Origin of the sequence: Maritimibacter alexandrii (assembly GCF_005871115.1) — a bacterium.
GTDB lineage: Bacteria > Pseudomonadota > Alphaproteobacteria > Rhodobacterales > Rhodobacteraceae > Maritimibacter > Maritimibacter alkaliphilus.
In genome coordinates, this window is record NZ_SWKQ01000009.1 from 1189648 (window position 1) to 1211939 (window position 22292).

General features: G+C 65.0%; 22 protein-coding genes. 15 read left to right on the plus strand and 7 right to left on the minus strand.

Going from position 1 to position 22292, the window contains the following annotated elements; translation table 11 throughout:
* The first annotated feature begins 6 nt into the window (after positions 1 to 6).
* From dnaN to FCT00_RS06670, 4 genes are read left to right on the plus strand one after another with little or no spacing between them, the layout of a single operon-like run.
* Positions 7 to 1125: a DNA polymerase III subunit beta gene (dnaN, locus tag FCT00_RS06655; RefSeq protein WP_008332281.1), complete on the plus strand. Its 1119-nt coding sequence runs from the start codon at positions 7 to 9 to the stop codon at positions 1123 to 1125.
* On the plus strand, positions 1122 to 2237 hold the full coding sequence (gene recF / locus FCT00_RS06660; protein ID WP_138422322.1) for a DNA replication/repair protein RecF: 1116 nt from the start codon (positions 1122 to 1124) through the stop codon (positions 2235 to 2237). Before dnaN ends, recF begins: the two co-directional genes overlap by 4 nt.
* A complete protein-coding gene (locus FCT00_RS06665; RefSeq protein WP_138422323.1) occupies positions 2234 to 2650 on the plus strand; it encodes a VOC family protein in 417 nt (138 codons plus the stop codon). The genes recF and FCT00_RS06665 overlap by 4 nt, the downstream gene beginning before the upstream one ends.
* Positions 2647 to 3267 carry a LysE family translocator gene (locus FCT00_RS06670; protein WP_138422324.1) on the plus strand — a complete coding sequence of 207 codons (621 nt, stop codon included), beginning with the start codon at positions 2647 to 2649 and terminating at the stop codon, positions 3265 to 3267. The genes FCT00_RS06665 and FCT00_RS06670 overlap by 4 nt, the downstream gene beginning before the upstream one ends.
* A 12-nt stretch (positions 3268 to 3279) precedes the next feature.
* Here FCT00_RS06670 and FCT00_RS21420 read toward each other — a convergent pair whose 3' ends face one another.
* Positions 3280 to 3429 carry a hypothetical protein gene (locus tag FCT00_RS21420; protein ID WP_171042910.1) on the minus strand — a complete coding sequence of 50 codons (150 nt, stop codon included), beginning with the start codon at positions 3427 to 3429 and terminating at the stop codon, positions 3280 to 3282.
* A 179-nt stretch (positions 3430 to 3608) separates the two neighbouring features.
* Here FCT00_RS21420 and gyrB point away from each other — a divergent pair, with 179 nt between their 5' ends.
* From gyrB to FCT00_RS06725, 11 genes are all read left to right on the plus strand, one after another.
* Positions 3609 to 6026: a DNA topoisomerase (ATP-hydrolyzing) subunit B gene (gene gyrB / locus FCT00_RS06675; protein ID WP_138422325.1), complete on the plus strand. Its 2418-nt coding sequence runs from the start codon at positions 3609 to 3611 to the stop codon at positions 6024 to 6026.
* A gap of 247 nt (positions 6027 to 6273) precedes the next feature.
* The gene (locus FCT00_RS06680; RefSeq protein ID WP_040884842.1) at positions 6274 to 6441 is read left to right on the plus strand and encodes a twin-arginine translocase TatA/TatE family subunit; all 168 of its coding nucleotides are present in this window, start codon (positions 6274 to 6276) and stop codon (positions 6439 to 6441) included.
* A 155-nt stretch (positions 6442 to 6596) separates the two neighbouring features.
* Positions 6597 to 8759, plus strand: coding sequence for a NosR/NirI family protein (locus FCT00_RS06685; RefSeq protein WP_138422326.1), 2163 nt, complete (start codon positions 6597 to 6599; stop codon positions 8757 to 8759).
* A gap of 12 nt (positions 8760 to 8771) precedes the next feature.
* Positions 8772 to 10667 (plus strand): TAT-dependent nitrous-oxide reductase, encoded by a 1896-nt coding sequence (gene nosZ / locus FCT00_RS06690; RefSeq protein WP_138422327.1) that lies wholly within the window; start codon positions 8772 to 8774, stop codon positions 10665 to 10667.
* Positions 10668 to 10679: 12 nt separating this feature from the next.
* On the plus strand, positions 10680 to 11927 hold the full coding sequence (locus tag FCT00_RS06695) for a nitrous oxide reductase family maturation protein NosD (RefSeq protein ID WP_138422328.1): 1248 nt from the start codon (positions 10680 to 10682) through the stop codon (positions 11925 to 11927).
* On the plus strand, positions 11924 to 12832 hold the full coding sequence (locus FCT00_RS06700; RefSeq protein WP_138422329.1) for an ABC transporter ATP-binding protein: 909 nt from the start codon (positions 11924 to 11926) through the stop codon (positions 12830 to 12832). The genes FCT00_RS06695 and FCT00_RS06700 overlap by 4 nt, the downstream gene beginning before the upstream one ends.
* Positions 12829 to 13656, plus strand: a complete 828-nt coding sequence (locus FCT00_RS06705; protein WP_138422330.1) for an ABC transporter permease — start codon at positions 12829 to 12831, stop codon at positions 13654 to 13656. Before FCT00_RS06700 ends, FCT00_RS06705 begins: the two co-directional genes overlap by 4 nt.
* Positions 13653 to 14198 carry a nitrous oxide reductase accessory protein NosL gene (locus FCT00_RS06710; RefSeq protein WP_138422331.1) on the plus strand — a complete coding sequence of 182 codons (546 nt, stop codon included), beginning with the start codon at positions 13653 to 13655 and terminating at the stop codon, positions 14196 to 14198. Before FCT00_RS06705 ends, FCT00_RS06710 begins: the two co-directional genes overlap by 4 nt.
* On the plus strand, positions 14198 to 15109 hold the full coding sequence (locus FCT00_RS06715) for an FAD:protein FMN transferase (protein WP_138422332.1): 912 nt from the start codon (positions 14198 to 14200) through the stop codon (positions 15107 to 15109). Before FCT00_RS06710 ends, FCT00_RS06715 begins: the two co-directional genes overlap by 1 nt.
* 82 nt (positions 15110 to 15191) lie before the next feature.
* Positions 15192 to 16310, plus strand: a complete 1119-nt coding sequence (nirK, locus tag FCT00_RS06720) for a copper-containing nitrite reductase (protein ID WP_040884840.1) — start codon at positions 15192 to 15194, stop codon at positions 16308 to 16310.
* A 71-nt stretch (positions 16311 to 16381) separates the two neighbouring features.
* On the plus strand, positions 16382 to 17167 hold the full coding sequence (locus FCT00_RS06725) for an SUMF1/EgtB/PvdO family nonheme iron enzyme (protein WP_138422333.1): 786 nt from the start codon (positions 16382 to 16384) through the stop codon (positions 17165 to 17167).
* Positions 17168 to 17170: 3 nt separating this feature from the next.
* On the opposite strand, the gene FCT00_RS06730 is transcribed toward FCT00_RS06725, so the two are convergent.
* From FCT00_RS06730 to FCT00_RS06750, 6 genes are read right to left on the minus strand one after another with little or no spacing between them, the layout of a single operon-like run.
* Positions 17171 to 17863 (minus strand): NnrU family protein, encoded by a 693-nt coding sequence (locus FCT00_RS06730; RefSeq protein WP_138422334.1) that lies wholly within the window; start codon positions 17861 to 17863, stop codon positions 17171 to 17173.
* Positions 17860 to 18078: an NnrT protein gene (locus FCT00_RS06735; protein ID WP_138422335.1), complete on the minus strand. Its 219-nt coding sequence runs from the start codon at positions 18076 to 18078 to the stop codon at positions 17860 to 17862. Before FCT00_RS06735 ends, FCT00_RS06730 begins: the two co-directional genes overlap by 4 nt.
* On the minus strand, positions 18075 to 18251 hold the full coding sequence (locus tag FCT00_RS21425) for a hypothetical protein (protein ID WP_171042911.1): 177 nt from the start codon (positions 18249 to 18251) through the stop codon (positions 18075 to 18077). The genes FCT00_RS06735 and FCT00_RS21425 overlap by 4 nt, the downstream gene beginning before the upstream one ends.
* 1 nt (position 18252) lies before the next feature.
* A complete protein-coding gene (locus tag FCT00_RS06740) occupies positions 18253 to 20127 on the minus strand; it encodes a nitric oxide reductase activation protein NorD (protein ID WP_138422336.1) in 1875 nt (624 codons plus the stop codon).
* A gap of 4 nt (positions 20128 to 20131) precedes the next feature.
* Positions 20132 to 20932: a CbbQ/NirQ/NorQ/GpvN family protein gene (locus FCT00_RS06745; RefSeq protein WP_171042912.1), complete on the minus strand. Its 801-nt coding sequence runs from the start codon at positions 20930 to 20932 to the stop codon at positions 20132 to 20134.
* Positions 20929 to 22275, minus strand: coding sequence for a cbb3-type cytochrome c oxidase subunit I (locus FCT00_RS06750; RefSeq protein ID WP_138422337.1), 1347 nt, complete (start codon positions 22273 to 22275; stop codon positions 20929 to 20931). The genes FCT00_RS06745 and FCT00_RS06750 overlap by 4 nt, the downstream gene beginning before the upstream one ends.
* Between the last annotated feature and the right edge of the window lie 17 nt (positions 22276 to 22292).

The following is a 22292-nucleotide window of genomic DNA, read 5'->3' on the forward strand; positions in this document are numbered from 1 at the left end:
TGGGACATGAAGATTTCCGTCGAACGCGCCGTGCTGTTGAAAGCGGTCGGTCAGGCGCAGTCGGTCGTTGAACGCCGCAACACCATTCCGATCCTCGCCAACGTGCTGATCGAGGCCGAGGGGAGCACGGTCAGCTTTCGCGCCACCGATCTCGACATCGAAGTGGTCGACAAGGCCCCCGCGATGGTCGAACGCGCGGGCGCCACGACGGTCAGCGCGGTCACGCTGCACGAAATCGTGCGAAAGCTGCCGGACGGCGCGATGGTCCAGCTCACCGACGATGGTGCCGCGGGCCGTCTGACGGTCGAGGCGGGTCGTTCGAACTTCTCGCTCGCCACGTTGCCGAAAGAAGATTTCCCGGTGATGGCTTCGTCGGAATACAGCGCCAACTTCTCGGCCCCCGCGCCGGTGCTGCGCCGCCTGTTCGACAAGTCCAAATTCGCGATCTCGACCGAGGAAACGCGCTATTACCTGAACGGCGTGTACATGCACGTGTCCGATGCCGAGGGCGGCAAGGTGCTGCGCTGCGTGGCGACCGACGGTCACCGTCTGGCCCGCATCGACGCCGATCTGCCCAAAGGGGCCGAGGATATGCCCGGCGTGATCGTCCCGCGCAAGACCGTGGGCGAGCTTCGCAAGCTTCTGGACGATGACGACATGCAGATCGCCGTGTCGGTGTCGGAAACCAAGGTGCGCTTCGCGACCCCCGACATCACGCTGACCTCCAAGGTCATCGACGGCACCTTCCCGGACTACACCCGCGTGATCCCGATGGGGAACACGAAGAAGATGGAAGTGGACGCCGCCGAATTCGCCAAGGCAGTCGACCGTGTGGCGACCGTGTCGTCGGAACGGTCCCGCGCCGTGAAGCTCGCGCTGGCCGAAGACAAACTGACGCTGTCCGTGAACGCGCCCGATGCCGGCGCTGCCGAGGAAGAACTGATCGTGGCCTATGGCGACGAGGGTATGGAGATCGGGTTCAACGCGAAATACCTGCTGGAAATCGCCAGCCAGGTGGATCGCGAAAACGCGGTGTTCATGTTCGACAACGCAGGCCAGCCGGTGCTCATGCGCGAAGGCAACGACACCAGCGCGGTCTACGTCGTCATGCCGATGCGCGTGTGACGGGTCTTTATCTAAGAGAACTGACCCTTTCCCATTTCCGCTCCCACAGGCGGGCCGTTCTGTCGCTGGACGCGCGTCCGATCGCCATTTTCGGGCGCAACGGGGCGGGTAAGACCAACATCCTCGAAGCCGTCAGCCTCATGTCCCCCGGTCGGGGGCTGCGCGGCGCTTCCGCCGAAGATATGGCCCGGCGTCCCGAAAGCGTGGGGTGGAAGCTGACGGGCGTGCTCCAGTCGCTGCATCAGGTCCACGAGGTCGAGACATGGGCCGAACCCGGCGGCTCGCGCAACGTCACCATCGACGGCAAGACGGCGGCACAGGTCGCGTTGGGCCGCATCTCGCGCGTCACGTGGCTGGTCCCGGTGATGGATCGGCTCTGGTTGGAGGGCGCGGACGGGCGGCGCAAATTCCTCGACCGGATGGCGATGAGTTTCGAGCCGGGGCATGGCGAGGCGGTGCTGACCTATGAAAAGGCGATGCGCGACCGGAACAGGCTGTTGAAAGACGGACACCGCGACGCGCATTGGTATGGCGCGCTCGAGGCGCAGATGGCCAGGGCGGGCGCCGCGATACAGGAAAACCGGCGGCGCACTGTGGCCTTGATCGTTGGGGCGCAGATGTCGGCGCAGACCGCGTTTCCGGCGGCAGAATTGCAACTCCTCCACGCCGAAGGGGCCGAGACCGGGCCGGAAGGCGAGGCGGAGCTGGCCGGGGCTTATGCCGAAAGCCGCCCGCGCGACTTGATGGCCGGGCGCACGCTGGTCGGCCCGCACCGTGCCGATCTGGCGGCCACCTATGCCGAAAAGGCGATGCCCGCGCGGGAATGTTCGACGGGCGAGCAGAAGGCGCTGCTCGTCTCGCTCATCCTTGCCCATGGTCGCGCGCTGGCGCAGGACTTCGGCGCGCCGCCGATGCTGCTTCTGGACGAAGTGTCCGCGCATCTCGACGCCGACCGCCGCGCCGCGCTGTATGACGAGATCGTCGCGCTGGGCGCGCAGGCGTTCCTGACCGGAACGGGGCCGGAACTCTTTACAGAGCTCGGCGCGCGGGCCATGCATATCGAAGTCCGTGATGAGGCGGGCCAGTCCCTGATTCAGGAGGTCGCCCCATGAAGGCCAATCGAGTGACGCTCATCACACTAGGTGTGTCCGATCCCAAACGAAGCCGCGCCTATTACGAGGCGCTCGGGTGGGTGATCGAAGAGGATCTGGGTCAGACCCTGTTCTTCGACATGAACGGCATGAAATTCGGCTGTTTCCACCTCGAAGGGCTGGCCAAGGAAACCGGGCGCACCGTCGAAGACCTGAAGACCGGGGCGATGACGCTGGCGCAGAACTTCAACTCCGACGACGAAGTGGATGCGATGTTCGCGCGCGCGGTTGCGGCAGGCGCGTCGCCCGTCACGCAGCCGTTCAAAACCGACTGGGGCGGGTATTCGTCCTATGTGGCGGACCCGGACGGCCACCTATGGGAGTTCGCCCACAACCCGTTCTGGACGCTGGACGACGAGGGCCGCATCGCTTGACCCTTACGCTTGCTGACGCGGGGCTGTACGCCTTTGCGCTTCTCGTCCTGTTCCTGACACCGGGGCCGGTCTGGATGGCTCTCCTTGCCCGCGCGATGTCGGGTGGGTTCAACGCCGCATGGCCGTTTGCGCTGGGCGTGACAATCGGCGATGCGCTCTGGCCGCTTCTCGCCATTCTGGGGATGAGTTGGATCGCGACCGAGTTCGAAGGCCTCACCACAATCCTGAAATTCGTGGCGAGCGCCTTTTTCCTTTGGCTCGGCTACACGATCATTCGCAACGCGGACAAACAGATCGCGGCGGACAGCCGCCTGACGCGCCCCGGCATGTGGGCCGGGTTCGTCGCCGGGGTCGTCGTGATCCTCGCCAATCCCAAGGCGATCCTGTTTTACATGGGGATGCTGCCCGGCTTCTTCGATCTGACGGCGCTGACATGGCCCGACATCGGCGTGATCGTTGCCCTGTCGATGATCGTGCCGCTGTTCGGCAACATCGTCATGGCCGCCTTCATCGGCAAGCTGCGCGGGCTTCTGACGTCGCCCAAGGCACTCCGGCGGCTCAACGTGTCGGCGGGCGCCCTTCTGATCGCCGTCGCGGCGATCATCCCGTTCACCTGACCCTGCGCGGCCTCAGTCGCTGACCGGAAACATGATCCGGTCAAGCATGAGTAAGACGGGCGACATCACCAGGATCGTGATGATCGCCATAAGCGGATGGGTCAGAACCGCGACCCCGATACCGATACCGAATGACAACAGGATGGGTCGTATAAAACGCATGACAGACACCTCGTTGCGATAGGCAACAAAATCTCGCAGCGGAAATAGGCCAGCCTGTGTCACTACCGTGAAAAATGTCGGGCAATGCCCCGTGGCCGACCACCAAATATGGTGTCATTCGCGTGACAATCCCGGCCGGAAACGCTAGAAACAGGCAACAAAAAAACAGGAAGGCTCGCATGGCCGACGACGCGCAGAACAATTCCGAATACGGTGCAGATTCCATCAAGGTTCTCAAGGGCTTGGAGGCTGTTCGCAAACGCCCCGGCATGTATATCGGGGACACCGACGATGGCTCGGGCCTGCACCATATGGTCTACGAGGTCGTGGACAACGGGATCGACGAGGCGCTGGCGGGTCATGCGGACTATGTGACGGTCACGGTTCACGCGGATTCCAGCGTATCGGTCTATGACAACGGGCGCGGGATTCCGGTCGGAATGCATGCCGAAGAGGGCGTGTCGGCGGCCGAAGTCATCATGACCCAGCTTCACGCGGGCGGTAAGTTCGACAGTAACTCCTACAAGGTGTCGGGCGGTCTGCACGGGGTGGGCGTATCGGTCGTGAACGCCCTGTCGGATTGGCTGGAGCTGCGCATCTGGCGCGACGGGAAAGAACATATCGCGCGGTTCGAACGTGGCGATACCGCCAAGCATCTCGAAGTCGTCGGGGACGCGAACGGCAAGACCGGGACCGAGGTGCGCTTTCTCGCCTCGACCGACACGTTCTCGAACCTCGAATACAGCTTCAAGACGCTGGAAACGCGGCTGCGCGAGCTTGCGTTCCTGAACTCCGGCGTGCGCATCATCTTGAAGGACGAACGCCCCGCCGAGCCGCTGGAAACCGAGCTGCATTACGAAGGCGGCGTGAAGGAATTCGTCAAATACCTCGACCGCCACAAGCAGCCGATGATCGAAGAGCCGATCTTCATCACGGGCGAGCGTGACGGGATCGGGATCGAAGTCGCGATGTGGTGGAACGACAGCTACAACGAGATGGTGCTGCCCTTCACCAACAACATTCCGCAACGCGACGGCGGCACCCATATGGCGGGCTTCAGGGGTGCGCTGACGCGGACCATGAACCTTTACGCCAACTCCTCGGGTCTCGCGAAAAAGGAAAAGGTCGCCTTCACCGGCGATGACGCGCGCGAGGGTCTGACTTGCGTGCTGTCGGTCAAGGTGCCCGACCCCAAATTCTCGTCCCAGACCAAGGACAAGCTGGTGTCGTCCGAAGTGCGCCCGGCGGTCGAAAGCCTGATGAACGAACGCCTCTCGGACTGGTTCGAAGAGCATCCGAACGAGGCCAAGATGATCGTCGGCAAGATCATCGAAGCCGCGCTTGCGCGTGAAGCCGCCCGCAAGGCGCGCGAACTGACCCGCAAAAAGGCGACGCATGACGTGGCGAGCCTGCCGGGCAAGCTGGCCGATTGTCAGGAAAAAGACCCCGCCAAGCGCGAGTTGTTCATCGTCGAGGGTGACTCGGCCGGTGGCTCGGCCAAGCAGGGCCGGTCGCGCCACAATCAGGCGGTTCTGCCCCTGCGCGGCAAAATCCTGAACGTGGAACGCGCGCGCTTCGACCGGATGCTCGGCTCGGAAACGGTCGGCACGCTCATCACCGCGCTCGGCACCGGCATCGGGCGCGATGAATTCGACATCGACAAGCTGCGCTACCACAAGATCGTCATCATGACTGACGCCGACGTGGACGGCGCGCACATCCGCACGCTTCTGCTGACCTTCTTCTACCGCCAGATGCCCGAAATCATCGACGGCGGATATCTCTACATCGCCCAGCCGCCGCTTTACAAAGTGTCGCGGGGCCGGTCCGAGGTTTACATCAAAGACGTTCCCGCGCTGGAAGACTATCTGATCCAGCAGGGGATCGAGGGCGCTGTCCTGCGCCTCAAGACGGGTGAGGAAATCGCCGGTCCCGATCTGGCTCGCATCATCGAAGGCGCGCGGTCGTTCAAACGCATCCTCGATGCCTTCCCGACGCATTACCCGCGCAACATCCTTGAACAGGCGGCCCTTGCGGGGGCTTTCGATCCGGGTGCGGCGGACAGCGACCTTCAGGCGGTCGCCGACCGGGTGGCGGAGCGGCTCGATCAGGTCGCGGTGGAGTATGAAAAGGGCTGGAATGGCCGGATCACGCAGGATCACGGCATCCGTCTGAGCCGCATCCTACGCGGTGTCGAAGAAATCCGCACGCTCGACGGCGCGGTCCTCAGATCGGGCGAGGCACGCCGCCTCAGCCAGGTCAGCGAAGAGACGCGCGGCTATTATCAAGACCCCTCGTCGCTCGTCCGCAAGGACCGGGATCAGGAGATTTATGGTCCTACCGACCTATTGCAGGCCATCCTCGCCGAAGGCGAAAAGGGCCTGACGCTTCAACGCTACAAGGGTCTGGGCGAAATGAACCCGGATCAGCTTTGGGAAACCACGCTCGACCCCGAAGCGCGCACGCTGCTTCAGGTCAAGGTCGATGATCTGGCGGATGCCGACGATCTGTTCACCAAGCTGATGGGCGACGTGGTCGAACCCCGGCGTGAGTTCATTCAGCAGAACGCGCTTTCGGTGGAAAACCTCGACATCTGACGGTCTGTCGGCTGAACGCCGCCACCCCAAACCCGGAATGGCGCGGTCCATCGGTAACCTGTCCGATGGTGCCGCTTCAGGTGTTGAACGGGGGTCGCCCGACAAAAGGGCAACGCTTCAAGGGCGCGCGAAGGCGTCGGGATTTTGTGAAATCGCAAAGTTCCGCGCCGTGGTCTGGGTATCGTTTCATCGCGACAACTCGATTTCGGCCCAAGGCCCAAATCACCTGAAACGAAAGGGCACCAATATGCTGAACAACATCGGCCTCCCCGGTCTCGCCATCATCGCCATGGTCGTGATCGTTCTCTTCGGACGCGGCAAGCTATCGTCGATCATGGGCGAAGTCGGGCAGGGGATCACGTCATTCCGTAAGGGCGTCGAAGCCAAGGATGAGGATGAAACCGCCTCGGTCTGACACCCGCCAAACAACCGCCAGACAAAGCGCCGCCGCACCCACGGCGGCGTTTTTCGTTGGAGGGCCGCTAAACCGCGCCGGTGTTTGCGAAATCACAAACTTGCCTTTGCCCGCAGCCTTTACCCCGAAACCAGAACAACCATCGGGGTCCATCCATGCGCGTCATCCTTCGTGCTCTCGCGACTATCGCGCTTGTCCTGACAGGGGGCGTTGCGGCGGCCGATCCGCTGATCGGGACGTTTTTGTCCGAGGTGACCCCCGGCGACATCGTGCCGGGCGCGGATGCGTTCGGCGCGGTCGGGGAGGACGGTTTGGTGCCCGCGCTTGAGGGCGGAAAGCTGGTCGGCTGGGCCTACCTCACCTCAGATTTCGTGCCGACGACCGGCTATTCCGGCAAACCGATCCACGTCGTCGCCGGTATCTCGCCCGAGGCCGTGCTGACCGGCGCGAAGCTGGTCAAACACTCGGAACCCATCGTTTTGGTCGGCATTCCCGAAAGCGAGATCACCGCCGTCATCGACCACTACACGGGGTTCGATCTGCATCAGGTGGCCGAACGGGCGCCAGAAGATCTCGAGATCGTGTCGGGCGCGACGGTGACGATCATGGTGATCGACGATTCCATCCTGCGCTCCGGTATCAAGGCGGCGCAGGCGCTTGGCCTCGACGGGTTCGAGGTCGCCCAGGCCACCGGGCCGACGCGCGAAGTGGACCGGGACGCCGGCGAGGTCACCGATTGGGAAACGCTGGCCGGAAACGGCGCGCTGCGGCGCATGACCATCGACGTGGGCACGATCAACGCCGATTTCGCGGCATTCAATGACCCGCGCACCGAAAAGGAAACCGAGGACGGCCCCGATGATGCGGCCTATGTAGACATCTGGGCCGCACTCGTCAGTCAGCCCGCCATCGGACGCAGCCTGCTGGGCGACGGGGCCTATGACAACCTCGTGGCCCGGATGGAACCGGGGGACGAGGCGATCGCGGTGTTCGGCGGCGGGCGCTGGTCGTTCAAGGGGTCGGGCTACGTGCGCGGCGGTATCTTCGACCGCTTCCAGCTGATCCAAGGCGAAATCTCGCACCGGTTCTTCGACCGCGAACATGCCCGGATCGTGAATATCGCCGCCGCCGGCGCGCCGGATTTCACCGAGATGGACCTGTTCATCGTGCCTGCCGCGGCGGGCTTCGACCCGGTCGCGCCGTTCCGGCTTCAGTTTCTTGTCAGCCGCGCGGTGGGGCCCATCGAAAAGGTCTTCCTGACCCGCGAACTGGCCTACGACCTGCCCGATCTCTATACCCGCACCGTCGAGCCGCTCGCCGCACCCGTGGCGCAGACCGACGCGAACCCGCGCAATGCGCTGTGGCAACGGATATGGGAGACGAAGCGCCTTCAGGTGATCGTCCTCTCTGCCGCGCTCGCGCTGCTCTCGGGCATCTTCTTCTTCCAGACTTTCGCCACGCGAAACGCCCGGACCTTCGCCATCCTGCGCAACGCCTACCTCGTCTTCACGCTGGTTTTCGTCGGCTGGATCGCGAATGCGCAGCTTTCGGTCGTCAACATTCTGGCCGTCACCAACGCCTTCTTCAGCGACTTCAACTGGGACACGTTCCTGATGGACCCGCTGATCTTCATCCTGTGGTTCGCGGTGGCGGCGGCGCTTTTGTTCTGGGCGCGTGGGGCCTATTGCGGCTGGCTCTGCCCCTTCGGCGCGATGCAGGAGTTGTCGAACAGGGTCGCGCGCAAGCTGGGCGTGCCGCAGGTGACGCTGCCGTGGGGGCTGCACGAACGGCTCTGGGCGGTGAAATACATCCTGTTCCTCGGGCTGTTCGGACTGTCGCTCTACTCGCTCGAACTGGCCGAAAGGTTCGCCGAGGTCGAGCCGTTCAAGACCGCGATCATCCTGAAATTCGCCCGCCCCCTGCCGTTCGTCCTGATCGCCGTCGCGGCACTTCTGCCGGGCCTGTTCATCGAGCGTTTCTATTGCCGATACGTCTGCCCGCTGGGCGGCGGCCTCGCGATCCCGGCGCGGCTGCACATGTTCCGCTGGCTCAACCGCTACAAGGAATGCGGCAATCCTTGCCAGCTCTGTGCGGCCGATTGCCCGGTGAAGGCGATCCACCCGACGGGCGAGATCAACCCTAACGAATGTATCTCATGCCTGAATTGTCAGGTGCTTTACCAGGATCACGCGCGCTGTCCGGTCGTCATCAAGACCGACAAACGCCGCGCCCGTGATGCGGCCGCTGCGGCATCGCTCGCGGCCCATGACGACCGGCCGAACCTCGGCCACCCGAACCAGATCTCGAAAACCAACTGAAGGAGACCTCCGATGAGTGAAGAGAAAAAGGGCCTGACACGACGCGGGCTGTTCAAGGGAAGCGCCGGCATCGCCGCGCTCGCGGCGACGGGGGGCACCGGAACTCTGGGAATGCTCGCCACCACCCGCGCCGCCGCCGCAGCCGGTGCCGAAATCGCGCCGGGTGAGTTGGACAGCTACTATGGCTTCTGGTCCTCGGGCCAGTCGGGCGAGGTGCGCATCATGGGCGTGCCGTCGATGCGTGAGCTCATGCGTATCCCGGTGTTCAACCGCTGCTCGGCAACGGGCTGGGGTTCGACCAACGAAAGCCTCAAGGTGATGACCGAGGGCCTGCTGCCCGAAACGAAAGAGTTCCTCGCGAAGCGTGGCCGCCAGACCTATGAGAACGGCGACCTGCACCACCCGCATATGTCATTCACCGAAGGCACCTATGACGGGCGTTACCTGTTCGCCAACGACAAGGCCAACACCCGCGTGGCGCGCATTCGCTGCGACATCATGAAGACCGACAAGATCATCGAGATTCCGAACACCTCGGACATCCACGGTCTGCGCCCCCAGAAATACCCGCGCACCGGCTATGTCTTCGCCAACGGCGAGCACCGCATCCCGCTGCCCAACGACGGGATCATTCTGGACGAGCCGGACAAGTACGTCTCGATCTTCACCGCCATCGACGGCGACACGATGGACATCGCGTGGCAGGTCATCGTGAACGGGAACCTCGACAACTGCGACGCGGACTACGAAGGCAAGTTCGCCTTCTCGACCTGCTACAACTCGGAAAACGGCGTGACGCTGGCCGAGATGACCGAGAACGAGCAGGACTGGGTCGTGATCTTCGACATCGCCGCCATCGAAGCTGGCGTCGCGGCGGGCGACTACACCGAATACAACGGGGTCAAGGTTCTGGATGGCCGCAAGGCCGGGAAATACACCCAGTATATCCCCGTCTCGAACTCCCCCCACGGCTGCAACATGGCACCCGACAAGGTGCACCTGTGCATCAACGGCAAGCTGTCGCCCACCGTGACCGTGGTGGACGTGACCAAGCTGCCCGACGTCTTCGCGGGCGCCGATCCGCGCAGCGCCGTGGTGGCCGAGCCGCAGCTGGGCCTCGGCCCGCTTCACACCGCCTATGACGGCAAGGGCAACGCCTTCACGACGCTGTTCCTGGATAGCCAGATGGTGAAGTGGAACATCGAAGACGCCATCCGCGCCTTCAACGGCGAGGACGTGGACCCGATCATCGAGAAGGTCGACGTGATGTATCAGCCCGGCCACAACCACACGACCATGGGCGAGACGCTGGAAGCGGACGGGGAATACCTGATCTCGCTCAACAAGTTCTCGAAAGACCGGTTCCTGAACGTCGGGCCGCTGAAACCCGAGAACGATCAGCTCATCTCGATCTCCGGCGACAAGATGGAAGTGCTGCACGACGGCCCGACCTTTGCCGAGCCGCACGACTGTATCCTCGTGCGCGCCGACAAGGTGAACCCGGTGTCGGTCTATGACCGTGGCGACGTGCTCTGGGAAGACGCGCGCAAGCAGGCCGAGGCGGACGGTGTGGACCTTGATTGGGGTGCCGACGTGATCCGCGACGGCAACAAGGTGCGGGTCTACATGCACTCGGTCGCGCCCGCCTTCAGCCTCGACAGCTTCGAGGTCAATCAGGGCGACGAGGTGACGGTCTATGTCACGAACATGGACGAGGTCGACGACCTGACCCACGGCTTCACGCTGGGCAACCACGGTGTCGCGATGGAGGTCGGGCCGCAGGCCACGGCGTCCGTCACCTTCACCGCCGATCGTCCGGGCGTGCACTGGTATTACTGCCAGTGGTTCTGCCACGCGCTCCACATGGAGATGCGCGGCCGGATGCTCGTGAAACCCAAGGCCGCTTAAGGGGTCGTGGCGATGCGTATCCTGACCCTCATCCTGCTGTCGTTCGCGCTGGCCACTCCCCTTGCGGCGGAGCGGATCGAGGTCGGGCGGGGTCCGGATGCGCTCGCCATTGCCTTGGCCACGGCCCGGCCCGGCGACGAACTGGTGCTGCCCCCCGGCACCTACGCCGGGCCGGTCCATATCGACCGGCCCCTGACCCTGACCGGGCCTGGTGCCACGATCAAAGGGCCGGGTGACGGCTCGGTCGTGACGATCACCGCCCCCGACGTGACGCTCACCGGGCTGTCCGTGTCCGGTGCGGGCGCGAGCCTTGCCGATCTCGACAGCGGCATCCGCCTGCTCAAGGGCGCCGACCGTGCGCGGGTCGAGGGCGTGACCCTCACCGGCAACCTCATCGGCATCGACGTGCACGGTGCGCGCGACGTGATCCTGCGCGGGAACACCATCCAAGGGCGCAACGACCTGCGCCTGGCGGAACGCGGCCCCGGCATCTATGTCTGGAATTCGCCCGGCCTGCTGGTCGAGGACAATATGATCGCACGCGGGCGCGACGGGGTGTTCATCACCACCTCGGACAGGGCCATCTACCGGCGCAACACCTTCACCGAACTGCGCTTCGCCTTTCACTCGATGTACGCGAATCGGATCGAGGTGACCGACAACGTCAGCCGCGACAACGACATGGGCTTCGCCTTCATGTATTCCACGCATCTCACGGTGCGCGGCAATCTTTCGACCGGCGACACGAACCACGGCTTCTTCATGAACTTCGCCAACCGCGCGGACCTGTCGGGGAACGAGGTGCGCGACGGCGGCGAGAAATGCCTGTTCATCTACAACTCGAACAACAACAGCTTCACCGCCAACCGGTTTCAGGGCTGCGGCATCGGCGTGCATTTCACCGCCGGCAGTCAGGGCAACGCGATGTCCGGCAATGCCTTTGTCGGCAACCGGACGCAGGTGAAATACGTGGGCACCCGCTGGCTCGAATGGTCCGACGCCGGGCGCGGCAACTACTGGTCCGACCATGTCGCCTTCGACGTGAACGGCGACGGCATCGCCGATAGCCCCTACCGCCCGAACGACGCGGTGGATCAGCTTGTCTGGTCGCAGCCTGCCGCCAAGCTCCTGATGGGCGCGCCTGCGCTGCAACTTCTGCGCTGGTCGCAATCGCGGTTTCCGGGGCTCTTGCCCGGCGGCGTGATCGACAGCCACCCGCTCACATCACCCGACCCATTGCAATCCGAGGCGTCCCGATGACCGATCCCGTGCTCTCCCTGTCCTCCGTTTCGCTCGCCTATGGCCGAACCCGCGCGGTCGAGGCTGCGTCTTTCGAGGTGGCCCCCGGCGAACGCCTCGCCCTGCTGGGTCACAACGGCGCGGGCAAATCGACGCTGTTCAAGGCGATCCTCGGCTTCATGCCGCTCGCTGGTGGGACCATCCGGGTTTCGGGCCACGCGCCCGGAACCGATGCCGCGCGGCGGGCGATCAACTATCTGCCCGAGGTCGTGACCTTTCCCCGCAGCCTTACGGGGCGCGAAGTGCTGCGCTATTTCACCGGCCTCAGGGGCGAGCCGCGCCGCCAGATCGCGGACCTTCTTGAACGGGTCGGCCTGTCGGATGCGGCGGACCGGGCGGTGGGCACCTATTCGAAGGGGATGCGCCAGCGGCTTGGCCTTGCCCAGGCCCTGATCGGCGCGCCGCGCCTTCTGCTGCTCGACGAACCGACAAGCGGGCTTGACCCCGTGTCGCGGCACGACTTCTACGGCGTGATTGCCGAAGCGGCGGGGCGCGGATCGGCGGTGCTTCTGTCGTCGCACGGTCTGGACGAGATCGAGCACAGGACAGACCGGGTCGCGATCCTGTCTCAGGGCCGGATGCGCGCCATCGGAACGCTCGACGCGCTGGCCCGCGAAGCGAACCTTCCGACCCGTCTGCGCGTCACCGCCCGCGAAGGGGCGGCGGACGGGCTTCAGGCGGAATACGGCGGGCGCCGGTTCAACGGCTGCCGGCTCGACATCGACTGCACCGCCGACGCGAAACTTGGCCTCGTCGCCCGGCTGGGGGCCGAGGCGGGGCGGGTCACCGACCTTCAGATGTCGCCGCCCACGCTGGGCGACGTGTATCTGCATTTCTCGAACCTCGACGCGGAGGCGCTGCAATGACCCACCGGATCGCCACCATCTTTGCACAGGAATTCCGGCTGGCCCGCCGCAATCATTGGGTTCTGCTGGCCACCCTGATCCTGACCCTGTTCGCCCTCGCGCTCGGGTTCTTCGGCGCGGGGCAGGGCGCGGGGCTCAAGGCCGACGTGCTGACGCTGACATCTGCCAGTCTTGCCACCCTGTCGGTCTACCTGATCCCGCTGATCGCGCTTCTGATGTCCTACGACGCCTTCGCGGGCGAGATCGAGCGCGGCGCGCTGGGCCTGACCTTCGCCACCCCCGTCCGGCGGTGGGAGGTGTTCGCCGGAAAGCTCCTCGCCCAAGTGGTCGCGGTCGCCGTGGCCGTGACCCTGTCGTTCATGCTGGCAGGCGCCGCGCTCGCCACCGCCTTCGGCACCTCGCCCGAGGGTCTGGCGGCCTGGGCGCGCCTCGTCGTCTCGGCGGTGGGGCTCGGAGCGGTCTTCGTCGCGGTGGGCCTGATGCTGTCGGCCTTCGCGGCCCGCACGGCGCGCGCCGCCGCCGCCGCGATCGGCACATGGCTGATCCTCGTCGTGCTCTACGATCTTGCGCTTCTGGGCGGGATCATGGCGTCGGGCGAAGGGGCCTTCGCGACCCGGGTCTTTCCGTGGCTGGTCGTGGCAAACCCCGCCGACGCCTTCCGGCTTTACAATCTCGCAGCCCTCGACGCGGCCCCGGTCGCCGGGATCGACGGGCTGGCCCGCACGCTTCCCTTCCCGCCCGAAACGGGCCTCGCCGCAATCGCTCTCTGGCTGGTGGCGGCACTGGCCCTCGGCATCTACCGCACGAAAAGGATCGTCCCATGAAACGTGCACTCATTCTCTTGACCGTCGTCGCATCCCTCACCGCATGTAAGGACGACATCGCCAAAGCGCCCGAGCCGGTCGAGATGACCGACGAAGCCCTTGGTCACTATTGCCAGATGTTCGTCGCCGACCACGCAGGCCCCAAGGCGCAGATCCACCTCAAAGGATACGCGGCGCCTTTGTGGTTCAGTCAGGTCTCGGACGCCGTCGCCTATGTCCATGATCCCGAGCGTGACGCCGAGATCACCGGCATTTTCGTGTCCGACATGGAGCGCGCGGAAAGCTGGGCCATTCCGGGAACGGAGAACTGGATCACCGTGCAGGACGCGATGTTCGTGATCGAAAGCGACCGGCCGGGGGGCATGGGCGTGCCCGAAGTCATCCCGTTCGGGTCGCGCGGCGGGGCCGAGGCGTTCCAACGCGAAAACGGCGGGCAGATCGTCATCTTCGAAGCCGTGCCTGTGGAGTATGTTCACCCCGATCTGCCCGTGATGGAAGCGGGCGACATGGGCGGTCACGACATGCATGGGGGCGTGAACTGATGCGCGCCATGCTTTCCCGGCGACGGTTCCTCGCGATCACCGGGGCGGCCGTGGTCGCGGGCCGAGGTTCCGACGCCGCGCCCGTCGCCCGCTGGCAGGGCCCGGCTTTGGGCACGCTGGCCGAGGTGAGACTGGTCGGGATCGAGACACCAGGGCCGATCTTCGCGGCCATCGAAGCCGAGCTTGGCCGGATCGACCGCTTGTTCTCGCTGTATCGGGCCGACAGCGCACTGGTGCGGCTCAATCGCGACGGCGAGCTGGCGCGGCCGGACCCGGCGTTTCTGGAGCTTCTGACCATCGCGCGCTCGGTCCACCACGCGAGCGAAGGGGCATTCGATCCGACGGTGCAGCCGCTGTTCGCGCTCCACGCCAAGGCCGCCGCCGAGGGGCGTGCGGCGCAGGCGGGCGAACTTAAGACTGTGCAAAACGCGGTCGGGTTCGATCGTGTGACGTTCGACCCGCAAGCGGTACGGTTCCTGCGCCCCGGTATGGCGATGACCCTGAACGGGATCGCGCAGGGATATGCCTCGGACAGGATCGCGGCGCTGCTGCGCGCACAGGGACTTCGGGACGTGATGGTCAACGCGGGCGAAGTGATGGCGATGGGGCAGGGGCCAACTGGCCCCGGCTGGGCGGTGCGCTTGCCGGGGACCGAGATCCGCCTGCGCGACCAAGCGGTCGCCACGTCGCACAGGATGGGCACCCAGATCGACCCGGGGCGCGGTATCGGCCATATCTTCGACCCCAGCGGGCAGAGCCGGGGGCGCGATTCCTTTGTCTCGGTCGTCCACGACAGCGCCGCCATTGCGGACGCGATTTCGACGGCTTCAATAGTGATGGAAAACAAACTACTGAAATCATTCGATAGTTTCGGGGCGAAAATTCTGCACGCAGACGCGAAAACGCTCTGAACATTGCGCTTGATCAATATTCGACTTCGGCCGGTCGCTACAAAGGTCTCAACAGCAGCACTTACACCAAAGGAGTTAAAAGATGCTGACTCGTAGAGCCGCCCTGTTCGGAGCCGCCGGTATTGCCGCCGCGCCCCTGATCGCCACTGCCGCCAAAGCGGAAGAAGCCATGACCCCGGTTGCGGCTCCCGTCGATCTGTCGAAGCTGAAGCGCATCAAGCGCGAACTGGTCGCGCCGCCGTTCGTTCACGAACACGAACAAGTCGCCCCCGGTGAACCGCGCATCGTCGAATTCGAGATGCCGATCATCGAAAAGGAAATTCAGGTCGCCGATGACGCATGGCTTCAGGGCATGACCTTCAACGGGTCGATCCCCGGTCCGCTCATGGTCGTGCACCAAGACGACTATGTCGAACTGACGCTCATCAACCCGGCCGAGAACATGATGCAGCACAACATCGACTTCCACGCCGCGACCGGAGCGCTGGGCGGTGGTGCTCTGACGCTGGTCAGTCCCGGCGAACGCACGGTGCTTCGGTTCAAGGCGACCCGTCCGGGGACCTTCGTCTACCACTGCGCGCCCGGCGGCCCCATGATCCCGTGGCACGTCGTGTCCGGCATGGTCGGTGCCATCATGATCCTGCCGCGCGAAGGCCTGTCCGATCACAAGGGCAATCCCGTCACCTACGACAAGGTTTTCTATGTCGGTGAGAACGACTTCTACATCCCGAAGGATGAGAACGGGAACTACAAGCGGTTCGAGGATGTCGCGGAAAGCTATCCCGAGACCGAAGAGCTGATGAACGGTCTGATCCCGAGCCACGTGGTGTTCAACGGGGCCGTGGGCGCGCTGACCGGCGAGAATGCGATGACCGCCAAAGTGGGCGACCGCGTGCTGATCGTGCACAGTCAGGGCAACCGCGACACGCGCCCGCACCTGATCGGTGGACATGGTGACCTCGTGTGGGAAGCGGGCAAGTTCAACAACGTGCCCGACCGCGATCTCGAGACCTGGTTCATCCGGGGTGGGTCCGCCGGTGCTGCGCTCTACGAGTTCCTGCAACCGGGCATCTACGCCTACGTGAACCACAACCTGATCGAGGCGGTGAACCTTGGCGCAACGGCGCACTTCAAGGTCGAAGGTGACTGGAACAACGACCTGATGGAACAGGTCGTCGCCCCGACCGAAATCGTGGGCTGACCCGTTCACCACTCACGAAACACGGGGGGCGGCCGCAGATGTGGCCGCCCCTTTTCGATGGGAGAGAGCTGATGACACCTTTCATGACCATGCCCGCGCTGCTTCTGGCCGGACTCTTCGGCCTCTTCGGGGACGACACGCCCAAGATGGACAGCCCCGAAACGGTGACCGTTCCGTCAGGCGAGGTTGCGTTTCGGCCCTTCGGCAGCTTCAGCTATAAGGGCAAGACCCATACGCCCGCCCCGGTGACGACGCAGGTGCGCGGCTTCGAGATCATGAAGTATCAGGTCACGCGCAGCGACTTTGCGGCCTGTGTCGCGGACGGGGTCTGCGCGGCCGAAGTCGTGACTGAAAGCAACCAGCCGCAAACCCATGTGAATTTCCACGACGCCGAGGTCTATGCGGCATGGCTGTCCGAACGAACCGGCGTGACGTGGCGACTGCCGACCGAGCCGGAGTGGCAGCGTGCCGCTGCCGAACGCTACGGCGATGCCACCCCGGAGGATGAGGACTACCTCGATCCCGGCCAACGGATGCTGGCGCAATACGAACGCGGCATCCTGCTGCGGGGGTCCGCGAGTTCGGCGTTGCGCCCGGCTGGCGGGTTCGGGGAAAATTCGATGGGCGTGGCCGATCTGTCGGGCAACGTGTGGGAATGGACGTCCGGTTGCATGGAAAACGGGACGTTGGACGCCGAGGGGCAGGTTGTCGCGAGCGAGCCCTATTGCACCGTCCGGGTCGCCGGAGGTCGCCACCGCGCGGCGATCATCGACTTCGTTCGCGATCCGCAGGTCGGCGGCTGCGCGGTCGGCTTGCCGCCTGACTACCTTGGGTTCCGGCTGGTGAAAGACGGCTGAAGGCTACGGCAGGGGCGAGACACCGATCACCGCGGTATGGCCCAGCAGCAGGGCTGCCCAAAGGATGATCCCGATGGCGGTGCGCTTCGCAAGACGCTCGCCGTTTCTTTTGCGCCAAGAACGGTTGGCGAGCGGTGCGAGCGAGAACAGGCCCGTCTCCCGCCAAAAAGCGGGCGCGGTGTCCGGCCCAAAATGCGCCTGTGCGCGGGCGTCGAAAATCGGGATCGCGGCCAGCGCGAGTGCTGCGAAAAGACCGAACAGAATGACGTGGGCGAGGTCGCCGTTGGGGACCAGATGCGCAAGCGACCAGAGCGCGAGTGCCAGAAACAGCGGATGACGCGAGATCGCGGCGAAACCGGGGTCCGCAGGGTCGAAGACCGCCAGCCGGTTGCCGCCCAGCGTAAAGGGCTGCGCGATCCCGATGCCGTTCACGATCAACACCGTCGCAAGCGGCATCAAAAGGTTGGGGGCCCAGCGCATCCACGGCGCCTGCGGCCAGACCTCTACAAACGGGGCGCGCCCGGCCGCCACGATGACCCAGACCAGAAGGGCGAGGGACAACAGCCCATAGACCGAAAAATACGCCCGGCGCCCAACCCGCCCGATCAACCGGCCGCGCAGGTCACCGATGCGCGGGACGAAATGGCTCGCGGTAAAGGCCACAAGGGCGAGGGTGTATTCGGTCCAGCCAGTCATCTCTCGGCCTGATCTATAAGGCGTTCGATGTGGCGTGCAAATGCGCGCGCAGCCGGCAGACCCAGCACCGCGCCGCCAAGCACCGACCAGTATGGGCTCAAGACGGGCAGTCCGACCCAGCTTCCCAGAAGAGACAGGAAAAACAGGTTCACCGCCGCGGCGCCCGCCGCAAGGGGATAGATCGCAGCGACCAGACGGGGCGAGGGGCGTTTCATCGGCGGCTCACCAGCATCTGAACCGCGACGAGCGCGGCGATGAGCGCGACCGAGGCCACGAGGAACCAGAACTCGGCCACATCCGTCTGGGCTTGCGGAACCGGACGCTCGAAGCTGGCGGCAAGCAGGGGGGCGGGAAGCAGCGCGGCAGCGGCGAAAAGGATGCGTTTCATGTCAGGTCTCCATCGTGAGCGTTTGGTAAATGTCGGGAAGCGCACGCGGCAGTCGGTCGGCGTGCGGCAGAAGCGTGAAACCGGAACGCCCGAAGATCCGCGCGAACCAGTCCTGCCCATCGGCATCTATGATGACACCATGCACCGCCTGCCCCGATGCGCGCGCTTCGCGCACCGCCATGCGGCTGTCTTCGATCCCGTGCTGACCTTCGTAGTGGTCGAGATCGTTGGGTTTGCCATCGGTGAGGACAAGCAGCAGTCGCCGCGCGGCCCCTTCTTCGGCCAGTTGCGCCGAGGCGTGGCGGATCGCGGCCCCAAGCCGGGTATAGTGACCCGGTCGGAACCCGCCGATGCGCGCGGTCACCTCGCCGCTCATCTCTTCGTCGAAATCCTTGGCCCGGTGCAGGAACACGCGGTCGCGGCGCAGCGAGGAAAAGCCCCAGATCGCAAGCCGATCCCCGGCCGTGTCGATGCCCGCAGCCAGCGCCGCAAGGGCCTCGCGCCCGACGTCGATCACCGAACGGTCGCCGATGTGCGCCTCGGTCGAGCGCGAGCAATCCATCAGGATCGCGACCGACAGATCACGGGCCATCGGGCGGGCGGACTGCCAGATGCGGTCGCTGCCCTCATGCCCCGCGACGATGTCGGCGCGGCTCGACACCACGGCGTCGAGGTCGAGGTCATCGCCGTCCAACTGGCGCGGCAGGATCACCCGGCGCGGGTTGAGCGGGGCGAACTGCCGTTTGACCCGCGCGACGAGGCGTGGATCGGGCACATAGCCGGTCGCAGGTTCGCCGGGCGCGTCCAGAACGCGCGTGTGGTCGGCCATGTAATCGCCGGTGCGGCGGTTCCATTCGGGATAGGTGAACTTGCCGGCGAGCCGTTCGTGGTCGGCATCCTGCGGCGACAGGTCGAGCGACAGACGCAGACGGGTCGCCGCGCGTTTCGAGTTTTGCGACAACGTGATCTGGTCCTGATCGTCCGCCGCCTTCTGCGCGTTCTCGTCGACGTCATCCTCGACCATCCGGTTGAGGTTCAGGCTCTCGGCCCAGGACAGGATCGCCTCGAAACGGTGAACGATGAAGCTGTCGCGGCGGTCAGCCTGATCGCGGTCCTCGCGCTGGGCGGCCTTGCGTCCCTTCATCTCGGGCGCAGGCGTGGCGGGGGCGGGTTCGTCTCCGGCGGCACCCTTGCCCGGCGCGCGGTGCGTCAGGCGCAGCCAGATCGGAACCGGGGCATAGGGGCGATAGCCACGGGGGGCGGCGCAGAAAAGACACTCATCGCTGTCGTGCCCGCCTGCGAGTTGTCCGGTGATAATGGCCTCGACGCCCGCTTCGCAGGACGGCAGACCGCTTCTTTCACGCGTCACCCGGATATGGGTGCACATCTCGGCATAGGCGCTTCGCAGCCCCGGACAGGCGGCATAGGCGCGGTCGGCGGCCAGCGCATTTGCGGCGATCTCGGCCCGGTCGCGTGCGAGCGGGTCGTCATGGGGGCGCGGCAGGGCGACAAAGGCGGCGACGGCGGCGAGCCAGAGGTAGGCCGCGCGATTGAGCCGCGCGTCGGGAAAGACGTCCATCACGGGCGGCAGGGCAAGCCCTTCGCCGTCGAAACCCGCAACGTGTTCGCGGGGGCGCGTGCCGCCCAGCCTGCGCGCCCCGGCGATCCGGTGGGCCGAAGGCGTGGCGGCGACCGGGCCGATCTCGACCCCCGCGCCGCCGCCTAAGGCGCGATAGAGCGCGGCGATGCTGGCCTGCATCGTGTCCAGCGTCACCGCGGCCCCGGCATGGGTCGCGTCGGCACCCGGCCGCGTGACCATGCCGTGCCACAGCGTGCCTACGGCCTCTTCCGGTTCAAGGAAGTCGCGCATCTTCATGGCGTCACCCGTATACGCTGGCCGTGAGGTCGCGCAGCGCCTGCTGCACGTCCGGTTCGTCCGACAGCGGCTCGACGATGGCCGCCTCGATGGCGTCTTCGCTGCGCATACCGCCCGCGATCAGCGTCCCGGCATAGATCAGAAGCCGGGTGGAAACCCCTTCCTCCAGGTCCATGCCCGACAGCTTGCGGATATGCCCGGCCAGCCGGACCAGAGCGCCCGCCCGGTCTGTGTCCAGCCCGGCCTCGCGGGCGACAACGCCGGTTTCCAGGTCAGGCTCGGGGAAATCGAACCCGATCGACAGGAACCGTTGCCGGGTCGACGGCTTCAGCTTCTTCAGCACGTTCTGGTAGCCTGGGTTGTAACTCGCCACCAGCATGAAGGACGCGGGCGCGACCAGTTCCTCGCCCGTCCGGTCGATGACCAGCCGCCGCCGGTCGTCGGTCAGCGGGTGAAGCACTACGGTCACATCCTTGCGCGCCTCCACCACCTCGTCGAGATAGCAGATCCCGCCCTCGCGCACCGCGCGGGTCAGCGGTCCGTCGACCCAGACGGTTTCGCCGCCCTTGATAAGGTAACGCCCGATCAGGTCGGCCGCCGACAGGTCGTCGTGGCAGGCGACGGTGTGGAGCGGCAGGCCCAGACGCACCGCCATATGTTCGACGAAGCGGGTCTTGCCGCAGCCGGTCGGCCCCTTCAGAAGAAGGGGCAAACCGTTTTCATGGGCCGTCTCGAACAGCTCGCACTCGCTTGCGTGCGGGCTGTAGAACGGCAGGTCGGGGGTCATGTCCAGGGTCATGGTCATTCCCCCGCCTGCGCCACGATCGGGCCGGGCTGGATCAGCTCGCGCCGCACCATGACCAGCGAGTGGATGAACAGGATCGCACCCAGCACCACCGCCACACCCGAGCCGAAGCGCATGATGTAGAACAGGTCGAGCTGATCCTGCACGTCCATGTAATACTCGCCGAGGATCCGCTGCATATGCGTCTGGATCGTGCCCGCGAAGGTCAGCGTGAAGGTCATGAACGCCATGCCGCCGGTCATCAGCCAGAAGGACGCCATGTTGAGCACCTGATTATAGGGTGCACGCTTGCGAAGCTGCGGCATCGCATAGGTGAACATGGCGAGGTTCAGGGCCACATAGGCGCCGTAGAACGCGAGGTGCCCGTGCGCCGCCGTGATCTGCGTGCCGTGGGTGTAGTAGTTCACGCCGTGCAGCGTATGCAGGAACCCCCAGACGCCCGCGCCGAAAAAGGCGACGGTGGACGAGCCCAGCGACCACAGGAGCGCGGCCTTGTTCGGGTGGTTGCGGCGGCCCTTCCAGACCATGACGAAGGCGAAGGTCATCATGGCGAAGAACGGGATCACCTCGAGCGTCGAGAAGATCGAGCCGACCCACTGCCAGTATCCGGGCGTGCCGATCCAGTAGAAGTGGTGGCCGGTGCCGAGGATGCCCGAGAACAGGGCCAGCGCCACGATGACGTAGAGCCATTTCTCGATCACCTCCCGGTCCACGCCCGTGAGCTTCAGCATCAGGAAGCCGAGGATCGCCGCCATGACCAGTTCCCAGGTCGCTTCGACCCAGAGGTGCACGACCATCCACCAGTACATCTTGTCGAGCGACAGGTTGTCCGGGTTGATGAACGCGAAGACCCACAAGAGGCACAGAAGCCACAGCCCCATGAGCAGGATATTGGTGATCGCGGTCTTGCGGCCCGCCAGTGCGGTCAGCGAGATATTCACGAGGAAGATCACCGCCGCGACGAGGATGCCGAACTTGACCCAGAGCGGCTGTTCAAGGAACTCGCGCCCGCCGTGGATGCCGACAAGATAGCTTCCCACCGCGCCCAGCGTGCCCACCAGCAGGATGATGAGCTGGATATAGGCGAGCTTGGTCGAGAACAGCTCGCGCTCGGCCTCCTCGGGGACGAGGTAGTAGGCCGCGCCGAAGAAGCCCAGCAGCAGCCAGACGATCAGGGCGTTCGTGTGGATCATCCGCACGATGTTGAACGGCAGAAGTTCGGACAAGGTGTTGGGCGAGACATAGATCCAGCCCGCGAGAAGCCCGCCCAGCACCTGAATGGCGAACAAGGCGAGAGCGGCGAAGAAGTAGTATTTCGCCACGGATTGAGATTGGTATTTCATGTGCTTTCTCCGATTGC